The 14,094-nt window shown below is 70.1% G+C and carries 8 protein-coding genes; 4 read left to right on the top strand and 4 right to left on the bottom strand.

Annotated elements, in window-relative coordinates; genetic code table 11:
- Window positions 1-147: 147 nt before the first annotated feature.
- Window positions 148-1,410, top strand: coding sequence for a DUF418 domain-containing protein (locus ACH41F_RS04755; protein ID WP_398832972.1), 1,263 nt, complete (start codon window positions 148-150; stop codon window positions 1,408-1,410).
- 311 nt (window positions 1,411-1,721) lie between these two features.
- Here the strand turns inward: ACH41F_RS04755 and ACH41F_RS04750 are convergent, their stop codons facing one another.
- Entirely contained in the window at window positions 1,722-2,711 is a 990-nt protein-coding gene (locus ACH41F_RS04750) for a hypothetical protein (RefSeq protein ID WP_391237746.1), read from the bottom strand.
- A gap of 553 nt (window positions 2,712-3,264) precedes the next feature.
- On the opposite strand from ACH41F_RS04750, the gene ACH41F_RS04745 reads away from it, so the two are divergent.
- Genes ACH41F_RS04745 through ACH41F_RS04735 form a run of 3 tightly spaced genes read left to right on the top strand, consistent with a single transcriptional unit; the run spans window position 3,265 to window position 7,679 of the window.
- A complete protein-coding gene (locus tag ACH41F_RS04745) occupies window positions 3,265-4,908 on the top strand; it encodes a ricin-type beta-trefoil lectin domain protein (protein ID WP_391237473.1) in 1,644 nt (547 codons plus the stop codon).
- 38 nt (window positions 4,909-4,946) lie between these two features.
- A complete protein-coding gene (locus tag ACH41F_RS04740) occupies window positions 4,947-6,377 on the top strand; it encodes a glycoside hydrolase family 43 protein (RefSeq protein WP_398833636.1) in 1,431 nt (476 codons plus the stop codon).
- 18 nt (window positions 6,378-6,395) lie between these two features.
- A complete protein-coding gene (locus ACH41F_RS04735; RefSeq protein WP_398832969.1) occupies window positions 6,396-7,679 on the top strand; it encodes a cellulose binding domain-containing protein in 1,284 nt (427 codons plus the stop codon).
- A 72-nt stretch (window positions 7,680-7,751) separates the two neighbouring features.
- On the opposite strand, the gene ACH41F_RS04730 is transcribed toward ACH41F_RS04735, so the two are convergent.
- The 3 genes from ACH41F_RS04730 to ACH41F_RS04720 form a co-directional block, all read right to left on the bottom strand.
- Entirely contained in the window at window positions 7,752-9,263 is a 1,512-nt protein-coding gene (locus ACH41F_RS04730; RefSeq protein WP_391237467.1) for a family 43 glycosylhydrolase, read from the bottom strand.
- A 41-nt stretch (window positions 9,264-9,304) separates the two neighbouring features.
- The gene (locus ACH41F_RS04725; protein WP_398832967.1) at window positions 9,305-11,440 is read right to left on the bottom strand and encodes an alpha-galactosidase; all 2,136 of its coding nucleotides are present in this window, start codon (window positions 11,438-11,440) and stop codon (window positions 9,305-9,307) included.
- A gap of 135 nt (window positions 11,441-11,575) precedes the next feature.
- Window positions 11,576-13,927 carry a xyloglucanase gene (locus ACH41F_RS04720; RefSeq protein WP_398832965.1) on the bottom strand — a complete coding sequence of 784 codons (2,352 nt, stop codon included), beginning with the start codon at window positions 13,925-13,927 and terminating at the stop codon, window positions 11,576-11,578.
- Window positions 13,928-14,094 lie beyond the last annotated feature (167 nt).

The raw sequence follows: 14,094 nt of genomic DNA, 5'->3' as shown, positions 1-14,094 counted from the left end.
GCTGGAGAAGGACCGCCGTCCGGTCGCGCCGGACCGGCCCGGCACCGACGTTCCACTGGTCGGCAGGGCGCTGCCCGCCGATCGGCGGGGGCGTTACCGAAGACTGCCGGATGGTCCGCCCCCCGGCGTCTGCGCGAGGTTCTCCGTATGACACAGACACAGCCGCCACAGGAGACGTCAGCTCCGCAGGAGAACTCGCCTCCGCCGCCCCGAACCTCCCCCGAGTCCGCCGTGCCGGTCTCAGCCGGTCCCTCGACGGCACGCCTCGTCGGGGTGGATCTGGCCCGCGCGCTGGCGGTGTTCGGCATGTACATCGTGCACATCGGACCCTCGCTGTCCGCCACGACCGGTGTCGGCAGCTGGATCCGGTACATGGCGGATGGTCACTCGTCGGTCCTGTTCGCCACCCTCGCCGGGTTCTCCCTGATGCTGCTCGCCGGCCGCCGTGAGCCGAAGACCGGCCTGGCGGGCCGGCAGGCGAGGGCTCGGATCGCGATCCGGGCCGTGGTCCTACTGGCGCTGGGCACCGTGATGGCGATGGAGTACGGGGGAGTGATCATCCTCGGCTTCTACGGTGCCTACTTCCTGCTGGCCTTGCCCCTGGTGCGACTGAGCGCCAAGACGCTCGCGATCATCGCGGCCGCGTTCGCGCTTGTCACACCGCAGCTGGCGTTCGTCCTGACCTCGTTGGTGACTCCGTCGGTCCAGGAGAGCATCAACGCCTATGACCCGCTCCGCCGCCTCAGCGAGGTGGGAGTGCTCGACCTGCTGTTCACCGGCTTCTACCCGGCGCTCACCTGGATGTCGTTCGTGATCGCAGGTATGGCGCTGGGCCGGCTCGACCTGTCCTCCGGCACTGTCCGGCGGCGCCTGGCCGCGCTCGGTGCCTCCCTCACCGTGGCCGCGTACGGCATGTCCTTGCTGCTCGCCGGCAAGGACGCGCTGAGGAGCATGGCGGAAGACGGGTCGGCGTCCAGCGGCTCGGGTTCGATGCCCTCCGGCAGCGGGTCGATGCCCCTGGACGGCGGGTCGTTCCCCGATGTGCCGGCGTCGTCGCTGCTGTCGGCCGGGCCGCACAGCGGCACCACGTTCGACATCATCGGCAGCGTCGGAGTCGCGATCCTCGTGATCGTGGGCGCGACGGTGCTGATGGACCGTCTGCCGCGACTGCGCCGTCTGGCCAAGCCGGTCATCGCTGTGGGCACCATGTCCCTGACCGCCTACGTCGGCCACTTCGTCGCACAGTCCCTGCTGCCCTCGGTCCCCGGCGCCCCGGGATCCTGGATACCCGTACTCACCTACATCGTGGGCGCGATCGTGTTCGCCGCGCTCTGGTCCCGCTTCTTCCGCCGCGGCCCGCTGGAGTATCTCCTCAACGCCGCCACCAAGCCTGCCAAGTACATTCGATGAGGTCAGCGATCACATCGAGAGGACCGCCACCCAGACTTTCGTCATCCGGGTGAGCGAAGCCGTCGAGCAGTGAGGGCATGCACGGCGAAGCGGATGTGATCACGAATGGTGCACTTTGCTACGTGGGGTGGCGGACAGGGCCGCTGAGGGGACCGGGGAGGGGGGGTGGCCGAGCCGGGCCGGCCTGCCGGAGGGCACCGGCTGGATCGACGGCCCGGACGCCATTTCGTCCCAGATCTCCAGCCGGGCACTCATCGGAAGCGCGTCGCTGATCACCAGCGACGCGCGCATCCCGTGCCCGGAACTCAGCCCTACAGCGCGCCCTCGTAGGCGAGATCGCTCGTGTCGACCTCGGTGTCGGTCATCGCCGGTCCGCCGAGGAAGCTGTTCATGAGGTCCTCGAGATCGAGCGTCGTGGCTCCGGCCGGGGCGGTGGGCTTGGCGCCCTCGCGCATCCGCAGTGTCAGGCCGAGCTTCTTCACCTTGGCGTTCTCGGCCAGCTTGGCGAGGTCGAGATCCACCTGGGTCAGTTCGCCGTTCTTGAGTGTGAAGTCGGCTGTGACCTTGGCGTTGGGTGCGTCCTTCAGGTCCTTGTCCGTCGGCAGTTCCATCCCCGGCGGCAGGTCCTTCACCACGGGCCGGATTTCGCCGAGCAGTTCGGTGACCAGCGTGCGGAAAGGAGCGGTGGCGGTGACGTGTTCGGTATCGCCCCCGTCATCGGTCGTCTTGAACTTCACTTCACGGGCGATGACTTTGCGGAGGGACTGGACGAGCTTCTGCTGCGTCTTGGCGTCGATGGGGCCGGGTCCGCTCTCGGCTTCCTGACCCTCGCCGGCGGCCTTGTTCATCTCCTCGGTGCTGAACTTGACCCACTTGCCTTCGAGGACGTCCTTCATCGCCCCGGCCTCCGGGGGCAGTTCGTCGGCGTCCGGCAGGGGGCTGCCCATGGTCTCGCCCAGGGCGTCCATGTCGGCACGGAGGTAGGTGTAGTCGCCGATCACCCGATACTCGACGAGGTCGCCGTCTGCGGTGCCGACCTTCACGGCCGTGCCGACGAGGTCCTTCTCGCCGGACTTCGCCAACGGCTTCTTGGACTGCACGGTCACCGTGATCTTCGCGCCGCTGAGCAACTCGGCGACCTCGTCCGGTATTTCCTCACCCGGTTCGGGGTCGGACGCGGCGTCCAGAGCTTTCAAGGACGCCACGTCGGTGTCCAGGTCGAGTTCGAAGGAGAGCGTGTTCTTCTCGCCGAGCTTGTCGAAGGCCTGCTCCAGCTTCCTGCCGGCAGACAGCTGCTCCACCGTCCCGCAGGCGGCGGAGCCCGCGAGGACGGCGCCGACGACGGCGGTGGCGGTCAAGGTCTTGCGTAGGGCGTTGATGATGTCTCTCCTCGTGGCTGCGATCACGATGTGACCACTCAGAAGACTCACCACGCACCCACAGGGTTGCCCTGTTCCTCCCGCGACCCGTATCCGAGGCTTCAGCGGCCTGGCGGCGTCCGATCGCCGCCCGCCGGACGCGTGGGGTGCTGCGGCGAGGCTCAGGACACGCTCTGGGTGACTGGAAACTGGATAGGAGGCCGGTTGAACGTGTCAATTCCTCCCGCATGATTCGCGGTAGCCATCGAAAGGTTCGAAGCCGCCGCTGCCGTAGTCGCCTGCCGAATACCCCAGATCGTGGGCGGTTTTGGCCATTGCGAGTAGGTGGCGAAGTTCGATGGGCGGGAGGTGTTGACATGCTCGGGCGTCTCCCTAGTATCCCTGAGGCCACAACTTTCCGAATGGTGTTCGAAATTTCGTAACTCCCAGAAGCCTCCCACGTCCATGTCATGGACCTGACCTACAGGGGTCCTCAGTGCACAGACGATCAGGCAGACGACTGCTCCACCTCCTCGCGGTCGCCGCGCTGACGGTCACCGCCTCCGTGACGGCCTCCGTCGGCACGACCGCCGAGGCGGCGCCGGGCAGCCCGGCGCTGACACCGCCGTTGGGCTGGAACAGCTGGAACAGCTTCGGATGCGGGATCACCGAAGCGCAGGTCCGGCAGGCCGCTGACGCGATGGTGTCCTCGGGCATGCGGGAGGCTGGATACCGGTACGTAGTCGTCGACGACTGCTGGTTCGACCCGCAGCGTGACAGCGCGGGCAACCTGCGGGCCAACCCGACCAAGTTCCCCAGCGGGATGAAGGCGCTCGGGGACTACATCCACGGCAAGGGCCTGAAGTTCGGCATCTACCAAGTGCCGGGCGACCGCACCTGCGCGCAGACCACGGGCGCCTACCCGGGCTCCACGGGCAGCCGAGGGCACGAGGTCCAGGACGCCAGGACGTTCGCTTCGTGGGGCGTGGACTACCTCAAGTACGACTGGTGTTCCTCCAGCGGTACCCGTGACGAGCAGGTCGCGCGGTTCTCGCTGATGCGGGATGCCCTGCGGGCCACCGGCCGGCCGATCGTCTACAGCATCAACCCGAACAGCTTCCACGCGATCACCGGCGCCACCTACAACTGGGGTGAGGTCGCCGACCTGTGGCGGACGACCGAGGACCTTCTCGACATCTGGCAGAACGGCAACACCAACAGCTACCCGATGGGCGTGGGCAACGTCCTGGACGTCACTGCCCCGTTGGCCGCGCAGTCCGGCCCGGGCCACTGGAACGACCCGGACATGCTGGTCGTCGGTCGCCCCGGCCTGTCCCTGACCGAGTCCCGCTCCCACTTCGCGCTCTGGTCGCTGATGGCCGCCCCGCTCATGGCAGGCAACGACATCCGCACCATGTCCGCCGACGTGAGCGCGATCCTGCGCAACCCCCGCCTGCTGGCCGTCAACCAGGACTCGCTCGGCGCGGGCGGACGCCGAGTGCGTGACGACGGCAGCACCGAGGTGTTCGCCAAGCCCCTGTCCGACGGCTCGGTCGCAGTCGGCCTGTTCAACCGGGGGAGCGGCACCGCCACGGTCACCACCTCAGCCGCTCAAGTCGGCCTGTCCGGCACCTCGTTCACCCTCACGGACCTGTGGACCGGCGGCACGTCGAGCACGTCCGGCCAGATCTCGGCGAGCGTCCCCGCGCACGGTGTCGCCGTGTTCAAGGTGAGCGGAGGCAGCCCGCTGACCTCCACCACCGCCCGCCTGCGCGGCACTGCCTCCGGCCGCTGCCTGGACGTCGACAACGCCGCCACCGCGGCCGGCACCAAGACGCTGCTCTGGGACTGCCACACCGCCGCCAACCAGCTGTGGACCACCTGGGCCGGTGGCGAGATCCGCGTCTACGGCGACAAGTGCCTGGACGCCTCCAACCAGGGCACCAGCAACGGCACGCCGGTCATCATCTGGTCCTGCAACGGCCAGGACAACCAGAAGTGGACCACACAGGCCGACGGTTCGATCCGCAATGTCCGCGCAGGACTGTGCCTCGACGCCAACGGCGCCACCGCCAACGGCACCCCGCTGGTCCTGTGGTCCTGCAACGGCCAGGCCAGTCAGAAGTGGAGCCGCGCATGAGCAACGTCGCACCCCCGCCACCCGCCCGGGGAGGCATGATGGTTCCGGCTCGGCCATTGCCCGTCACCGGTACGAGGCTCACCCGGGCAGTCGCCTGGACCGTAGGCCTTCTGCTGGCCTTCGCCGTCGTCCCCGCCGCGGTGCAGCCCACGTCGGCCAGGGCCGACAATCCCATCGTCCAGCACGTCTACACCGCCGACCCGGCCCCGCTGGTCCACAACGGACGGGTCTACCTCTACACCGGCCATGACGAGGACGGCTCCACGTACTTCACCATGAAGGACTGGCGGGTGTGGTCATCCGCCGACATGGTCAACTGGACCGACCACGGCTCCCCGCTCAGCCTGGCCACCTTCAGCTGGGCGTCCGCCGACGCGTGGGCGGGACAGGCCGTACAGCGCAACGGCCGGTTCTACTGGTATGTGCCCGTGAAGAACCGGGCGACCGGCCGCATGGCCATCGGCGTGGCGGTGGCGGACAGCCCCACCGGCCCGTTCCGGGACGCCATCGGCCGTCCGCTGGTGGAGAACGGCGAGATCGACCCGACCGTCTTCATCGACGACGACGGCCAGGCCTACCTGTACTGGGGCAACCCGAACCTGTCGTACGTCAGGCTGAACGCCGACATGACCTCCTACTCGGGCGGCGTCAACAGAATCCCGCTCACCACCGCGGGGTTCGGCACCCGCACCGGCGACGCCAACCGTCCCACGCTGTACGAGGAGGGACCCTGGGTCTACAAGCGCAACGGCCTGTACTACATGGTGTTCGCGGCCAAGTGCTGCTCGGAGTTCATCGCCTATTCCACGGCGCCCGGCCCGACCGGGCCCTGGACCTACCGGGGGACGGTCATGCCCACCCAGGGCAGCAGCTTCACCAACCACCCCGGGATCGTGGACTTCAAGGGCAATTCGTACTTCTTCTACCACAACGGCGCGCTCCCGGGTGGCGGTGGCTTCACCCGCTCGGTCGCGGTGGAGCGGTTCTCCTACAATGCCGACGGCACGATCCCGGTGATCAACATGACGAGCGGCGGGGCACCCCAGGTCGGCACCCTCAACCCGTACGTACGCCAGGAGGCCGAGACGATCGCCTGGGGGGCCGGGATCGAGACCGAACCGGCGGGTGAAGGCGGGATGAACGTCGGCTGGATCGACAACGGCGACTACCTCAAGGTCAAGGGAGTGGCCTTCGGGTCAGGGGCGTCCTCCTTCACCGCGCGCGTGGCCTCGGGCAGCGGGGGCGGCACCGTCGAACTGCGCCTGGGTTCGCCGAGCGGGACGGTCGTCGGCCGGTGCGGTGTGCCGAGTACCGGTGGCTGGCAGAGCTGGACGACGGTGACCTGCCCGGTCACCGGCGCGACCGGAACCCAGGACCTGTACCTGCGGTTCGCCGGCGGCAGCGGCTACCTACTCAACATCAACTGGTGGCAGTTCACCCCCGCCACCACAGTCACGGCACCGAGGTGATCGCAGAAGAGCAGTCGCATGCTGACTAGGACAAGGTTCCTCTCAGGGCCCGCCATGGTCGCGGTGCTGCTCGTCCTGAGCCTGGGCGGCACGGCACTGGGCCGCGGCCAGGGCGAGAACACAGCGCTCGCCGCACCCCCCGTCACCGCCGCCGCGACCCCCGGATGCGGCAAGGCTCCCACCCTGACGAGCGGTACGCACACGATCCAGAGCGGCGGCAAGAACCGGAGCTTCATCCTGCGGATCCCGGACGGGTACGACCGCAACCGCGCCTACCGGCTGGTCTTCGGGTTCCACTGGCTGGGCGGCACCTCCACCGACGTCGCCACCGGGCGCACCGTGGAAACGGGCACCTGGGCCTACTACGGGCTCCAGCGACTGGCGAACAACAGCACCATCTTCGTCGCCCCCCAAGGCCTCAACAACGGCTGGGCCAACAACGGCGGTGAGGACGTCACCTTCGTCGACGACATGCTCCGGCGCATCGAGTCCGACCTGTGCGTCGACACGACACAGCGCTTCGCTCTCGGATTCAGTTACGGCGCCGCCATGTCGTACGCCCTCGCATGTTCCCGCGCGACGGTCTTCCGCGCGGTCGCGGTGCAGAGCGGCGGGCAGCTCAGCGGATGCAGCGGCGGCAGCCAGCCGATCGCCTACCTCGGAGTGCACGGCCTCAGGGACAACGTCCTCGGAATCTCCGGCGGACGGGCACTGCGGGACAGGTTCGTCAGGAACAACGGCTGCACTCCCCAGAACCCGCCGGAACCGGCGCAGGGCAGCCTGACGCACCGGGTCACCACCTACTCGGGGTGCTCGGCCGGGCATCCGGTCGCCTGGGCGGCGTTCGACGAGGGGCACATCGCCGCCCCGCAGGACGGGGCCCCCGGTGACAGCGGCAGGACCTGGGTGCCGCAAGAGGTGTGGAAGTTCTTCACGCAGTTCCAGACCTCCGACCCGCCTCCGGATACGGCGGCCTGCCGGGTCACCAGCACCGTCAACGCGTGGAACACCGGCCTGACATCGAACATCACCATCGCCAACACCGGTACCACCGCGATCGACGGCTGGTCCCTCGCCTTCACCCTGCCCGACGGCCAGACCATCACCTCCGGCTGGAACGCGGACTACACGCCCGCCGCCGGCCGGGTGACGGCCAGGAACGTCTCCCACAACGCCACGATTGCTCCGGGCAGTTCGGTCGACATCGGCTTCCAGGCAACCCACACGGGCAATCCCGCCCCGTCGACGTCCTACACCCTCAACGGCACGGCCTGCGCGGTCACCGGGAGTGCAGCGAAGTGACCGGGTGGCCCGGCCCCTGGACAGTGACGTCACGTCCAGGGGCCGGGAATCCGAACGCCTCCTTCGGCCGGTTCAGCCTTCGAGGGGTTCGTAGTGGAACCAGTCGAAGTGGACGGTGCCCTCGGCCGCGTACATGCCGATGACGCGTCCGGTGAAGCCACCGGCGACCTCGGTCGACAGGTAACGGCCGTCGAGAACGGCGAGTTCGGTGAACGTGCCGTCGGGCTGCTCGATGCCGAGGGAGACGATGTCGGGTCCGGTGCACGGTCCGTGCGGAGGCGGCGGGTCCGTGATCGTCACGGCGAGGGTCAGTGGCCCGGCGGGTACGGGGCGTTCGGCCACGACCGTGCGCAGGGAGCCGACGCGGGCGATCACCCGTACGTCCGTTGCGGACGCCTCGATCGCGTAGTGGTGCCGCTCGTCGAGTCGGACAGCGAGGCCGCCGCGCCCGTCGGACGGGTCGACCAGGGTGCGGGCCCGGCAGGTGAGGTGCTGCTGGCGGCGGCCGGTGAACACCACGTCGGGCTCGTCCAGGGAGCCGCCCCGCGCGTGGAGCGTCAGCCATCCGGGGCGCTCCTTGGTGGTGCAGAGCTCGGCGGGGCGGTCCCGCACGGAGATCCAGGACGGGCCGAGTTCGCTGAGCCCGAAGTCGTCGCGCCCTTCCTCGACGGGGGCGGGGGAGAGCGGCCACGGGAGCGTGGAGAGGTCCGTGGTGACCTCGCCGACGACCGGCCAGTCGTCCTGCCAGGTCACGGGTGCCAGGAAGGTCTCCCGGCCGAGCACGTGCCAGCCGGGGGTGCCGCCGCGCGGCCGTACGCCGAGGAAGACCATCCACCACGAGCCGTCGGGGCCCTGGACCAGGTCGGCGTGGCCGGTGTTCTGGACGGGGTGGTCGGTCCCGCGGTGGGTGAGGATCGGGTTGGCCGGGCACGGCTCGAAGGGGCCGGTCGGCGTGCGGCCGCGGGCGATGGACACGCCGTGGCCGCGTTCGGTGCCGCCCTCGGCGATGAGCAGGTACCAGTAGGCGCCGATGCGGTACAGGTGCGGCGCCTCAGGGGCCTTGGCGCCGGGGCCGCCGGACCAGAGCTCGTGCGCAGTGCCGTACGTCTGACCGGTGGACGGGTCGAGGCGGACCTGCGCGACCCCGGCGACGGTGCACCAGCAGGTGCCGTCCTCGTCCCAGGCCAGGTCGGGATCGATGCCGGGTACGCCGGGTGCGGGGATCGGATCCGACCACGGTCCGGCGGGGTCGGTGGCGGTGACGATCAGGTTGCCGCCACCGTCGTGGCAGTTGGTGACGATCAGCCAGAAACGGCCGTCGTGATGGCGCAGGGTGGGGGCGTAGATGCCGCCCGAGGACGCCATGGAGGCCGGCAGCCGCAACTGCTCCGGCCGGTCCAGGGCGTTGCCGATCTGCCGCCAGTGCACGAGGTCGCGGCTGTGGAAGAGGGGGACGCCGGGGAAGTACTCGAAGCTGGAGCAGGCGAGGTAGTAGTCGTCGCCGACCCGGCAGATGCTCGGGTCGGGGTGGAACCCGGGGAGCACGGGGTTGGTGGCGCGGGCGGGCTGGTTGTGGGCGGGCACCCGTGGTCGTCCTTTCGTCGGGTGGGCGGCAGGGGCGGCGTTCAGGGAGCGTCCGGCTGCGTGCGGGTGATGCGGAGCAGCGCCGCGGAGGGCGCGGTGGGCAGGGTCACGGTGAGGTCGGCGGTGTCCGGGTTCCAGACGGCAGCGGCCTGACCCGCGGCGGGAAACAGCACCTCGGCACGGGTCGCGCCGTCCGCCTGTCCGGGCAGCCGGAGGGTGGTGGTTGTCTCGCCGCCCGGTCGGCGCCAGACGGTGAGGTAGGTGGTGGCGGGGGTGTGCAGGGCCAGGGCGATCCAGGGGTCGTCCCAGCCGGGGAGGCCGAGTGGCCAGGACGGCACGGCGCCTGGCAGGTCGGCGCGGACGGCCTTGTACACGGCGACCGCCTCGTGGACCAGGGCGCGGGCCTCGGGCCCCAGGTCGGGCAGGTGGCCGGAGAGGTGGATGCGGCCGAGGAGGGCGCTCGCCATGGTGAAGGCGACCTCGTCGAGGGAGTCCTCCGGCTGCGGATAGGCCCACACGGCGCTCTGCTCGGGGGTGACGGCTGTGGGTGCGGAGGCGGCGATGGGTGCGTACAGGAGCAGGTTCTGCTGGTCGCTGGTGGACTGGAGTTGCAGCCGGGACAGCAGGGCGTGGTCCCAACGCATGCCGCCCGAGGCGCAGTTCTCCACCACCAGGTGTGGGTGTCGGTCGAGGACGCCGTCGAGCCAGTCGAGTTGCGCGCGGTTGTGGCCGAGCAGGCCGGCGCCCGGGGTCTCGCCGGGGTGGGCGCTGGTGCCGGAGCCGGGGTCGATGTTGTGGTCGAGCTTGAGGTAGCCGACGCCCCACTCGCCGACCAGGCGGTCCACGACCTGGTCCAGGTGGGCGCGGGCGGCCGGGTGGCGCAGGTCCAGGTGGTGGCGGCCGGTCTCCGTGAGGCGGACGCCGTCGCGGCGGAAGAAGGCCTCGTCGGGCAGGGACTTGGCCATGGGGCTGTGGATGCCGATGACTTCCGGCTCCAGCCACAGGCCGGGCACCATGCCGCGTTCGCGGATGCGGTCCAGCACCTCGTGGATCCCCTTGTCCCCGGGGAAGCGTGAGGCGGACGGTTCCCAGGCGCCGACGCTGGTCCACCAGCCGCCGTCACCGTCGTCGTACCAGCCCGCGTCGATGACGAAGTACTCGGCGCCGGCCTCGGCCGCCGCGTCGATCAGCGGCAGCAGCTTGTCGGTGGTGGGGTCGCCCATCAGGCAGTTCATGTAGTCATTGAAGATGACGGGCAGACGCTGGTGGTCGGTGTGCGGGCGGCGGTGGGCGCGGCGGTAGCGGGTCAGCGCGGCGAACGCGTCGTCGGGGCCGCCGTCGGCGCTGAAGGACAGGGCCACGGGCACGGTGCGGAAGGCGGCGCCGGGCTCCAGGGGGTGGCGCCAGCCGTGGTGGGTGTCGGTGGGGCCGAACAGTGCCGCGTAGGCCGCCTGGTCGTGCTCCTGGCACTCCCAGCGCCAGCCGCCGCCGTTGTGCTCGATCTGCCACACCCAACTGCGGCCGGTACGCCGGTCCGTGAGGCCGCCCATGGGCAGGTGTCCGCAACTGGACCAGGTGCCCTGGCCGTTGACGGCGAAGCCGGCCTTGCCGTGCCCGTACGTCACGCGTCCGCTGACGCCGGGCGTGGTCCGTCGCATCGGCTGTCGCTGCCAACGGCACTCGGAGAGCCAGTCGTTGTCCGCCCACAGCACATCGGCGGCGTCGATGGCCGCCGGGTCTCGCGGGGTGAGGCAGCCCACCACGAGCGAGCTGACCGACTCCAGGTGCAGTGTGGTCGGCCCTTCGTTGCGCAGGGTCACTTCGCTGCGGAGCACGGGGATGCCGTCGGGCGACCGGTAGGTCACCTCCGCGGCCAGCCCGGTTTCCGGGTCGTGCAGGTCCACGGTCAGGGTGTGCCAGTCGCCGTCGCGGGCCGAGTGGTGGGAGCGGTGGCGCAGCCGCTCGCCGAGAGCGGTCCCGATCAGGCGGCTGCCCGACCATGCGCGGCCCTGACCCGCGGCCGTCACCTCCACCAGCGGCAGGGACGCGCCGTGGTCACCGCCCGCTTCGCCGGGCAGTCCGAGGTGCGTCAGGCGGGCGCTGCCGTCGTCGCCGAGGACGAACTCGAGATGCAGGGCGTCATGACCCCAGCGGAAGCTCCGCTGTTCGTTCTCCATGGTGTCCTTTCCAGGTCAGTGGCCGGGCTGTGGGCCGGTGTCCCAGCGTTGAGGGTGCGGCCACTCAGGGGGACGTCGGTCGCGGCCGGGATCGCGTCGCCGTTCGCGTCGTGGCGGTCGGCCGGGAGCCGAGATTCACCGGGGGTCGCCGTAGATGATTCCGCGTCCGTTCGTCCCGAAGTAGACACGGCCGTGGATCCGGGGGTCTCCGGTCATGGTGTTGCCGGTCCAGGCGTACTGGTGGCGGTCGTCGTTGATGCGGGTCCAGGTCCGGCCGGCGTCGTCGGACCGGAAGATGCCGCGCACGCCGCGGATCTTGGCGCTGGTGTAGACGGCGGGGTACGTGGCGCGGGGTGCGGCCTTGCCGAAGCCGACGACGTCGCCCTGGTCGACGGCCTCGAACCTGGTGAAGGACGTTCCGGAGTCGGTCGACCGCCACAGCCCGTACGGTGTGGGGGTGGCGGGCTTGGTGGTGCCGCCGGCCAGCCAGATGTCGCCCTCGTGGCCGGGTACCGGTTTGAACCGGACGTTCCCGGCGGTGGGCAGACCGGTGGCCGCCGTGGCGGTGAAGGTCTTGCCGCCGTCCGTGCTGAGGTAGAAGACGCCGGAGTCGTAGGCGTAGAACGTAGCGGGGTTCACCCGGTCCGAGCGCACGGGGGCCCCGGCCGGCAGCCCCTTCGAAGCCGTCCAGGTCGCCCCGTGGTCGTCGGACCAGCTGACCGGCGCACCGGCCGGTGACCAGACGATCCGCCTGCCGTCGGCGCTGATGGCGACGGCCTGGTCCTCGACGCCGGGCCCGGTGACGCCGGACGGCTCACTGAGCGACGGCGTCCAGGTGTCGCCGCTGTCGGTGGAGATGGCGAAGTGCTGGGTCCAGCCGCTGGTGGGGTGGCCGACCCGGACGAGGGTGTGGGGTGCCAACTCCGCGTAGTCCAGGGCCGGGGTGCCGCCGAAGGTGGGGCTGTCGTACATCTTCGGCGCCTTGCGGAAGTCCGTGTGCCGGAAGCCGCCGACGTCGCCCACGCCGGAGAAGAGGTGTGCCGCGCCGACGGGCGGGCTGATCAGGCACATGACGGCGGTTTCCTCCAGGCCCTGGGCGCGTACAGACAGGTGCACCTTGTCGCCGCTGTCCCAGTCGGTGAGGTTGTCGGCGCCGTAGATCGTCGCGCCGGTGCCGTACATGAAGTGGTCGGAGTCGAAGGGGTCGATCTGGACGGACTCCATCATCCAGCCGAGCTTGGGGGTCATCTCGGGCAGCGATGGCGAGGCGTTCCAGGTCAGCCAGGGGGCGGCGGAGATGTCGATGTCGTAGCGCAGGGTGCGCTCGGAGTTCGGGCCGAGTTCCCAGGCGGGGGTCCAGCTCGCGCCGCCGTCGGTGGAGCGGAACAGGAGGCAGTCGGGGTACCACTTGACCTGGGTGGAGACCATCAGGGTGTCCGGGTTCTGCCGGTCGATGGCCAGACCGCTGTAGCCGTACTGGTTGTCGTCGCTGGTGGAGGGGACCGGGCTGATGCGGGTCCAGGTGTCGGTGGCGGTGTCCAGCTTCCACACGTCGCCCTTGGAACCGTCGTAGGGGCCCGCGGTGTTGCTGGTCGCGAGGTACAGGTAGCCGCCGACGTGGTCGAAGACCGCGTGGTGCGGGATGAATCCGGTGGGCTGGCCAGGGACACGTTCCCAGGTCGCACCCGCGTCGGTCGACCGGTACAGGATGTTGTCCTTGTCGGCGACGGTGACGTAGAGGGTCCGGGTCGCCTTCCCCCGTTTGCCGGTGCGCTTGTCGAAGACGACTTGCAGCACGCCCAGGTTGTCGCCGTTGTAGCCGTCGGGGTCGGAGGGGTCGGGCACGAAGTTGCCGACATTGGGAAAGTTCGCCACCTTGGCGAAGGTCTTGCCGTGGTCGGTGCTGCGCCACAGCCCGTGGCCGCCGCGCACGCCCAGGTAGAGGATCCTGTTGCGGTTGGGGTCGATCACGAGGCGCTCGCCGATGCCCCGGCCGGGCATGTTGCCGCCCAGCCGGAACGGCAGGGGCGTGGTCTTCCAGGTGCGGCCGCGGTCGGTCGAGCGCAGGATCGCCGCCAGACTCGGGTCCCACTCGGGCATGGTGTAGGTGCCCGCCGCCAGGTAGACGCGGTCGGGGTCGACCTCGTCGGTGGCGATGCTGATGATGCCGGTGTGTCCGTACCTGTCCCAGCCGATCCAGTCGGTGAGCGGGATCCACCGTCTGGTCTTCGTGTCGAGGCGGTAGGCGCCGCCGATGTCGGTACGGGCGTACACCAGGCCGGGCTCGCGCTGGTTGAAGACGATGCCGGTGACGAAGCCGCCGCCGACTATCTCCGCGTTGCGGAAGGTGTAGGGCGTGGGTCGGACCTTCCCAGCTTCGTGAGCAGATGCGGCTGACGCCGCGGAGGGGGCGAGCAGGGGGAGTGCGGCCGTGGCCGCGCCGGCGGCCAGCAGGCCTCGGCGGGAGAGGTGCGGGGCGTGGGTCATGACGGGTCCTTGCCTTTGGGGTGCGGGTCCGTTCGGGGCCTGCGCACGAGCAGCGGTCCGGCCGGCTACAGAAGGCGATTCCGCAGGCCTTGTCGAGAGGGGGAGGTCCGCACGACGGCTCGGCGGTTCAGCTCACGGCTCATGTCGTTGCGGCCCTTCATGTGCGT

It is taken from the genome of Streptomyces sp. NPDC020489, assembly GCF_044386545.1.
Taxonomy (GTDB): Bacteria; Actinomycetota; Actinomycetes; order Streptomycetales; family Streptomycetaceae; genus Streptomyces.
This window is presented reverse-complemented; position numbering and strand designations above follow the sequence as displayed.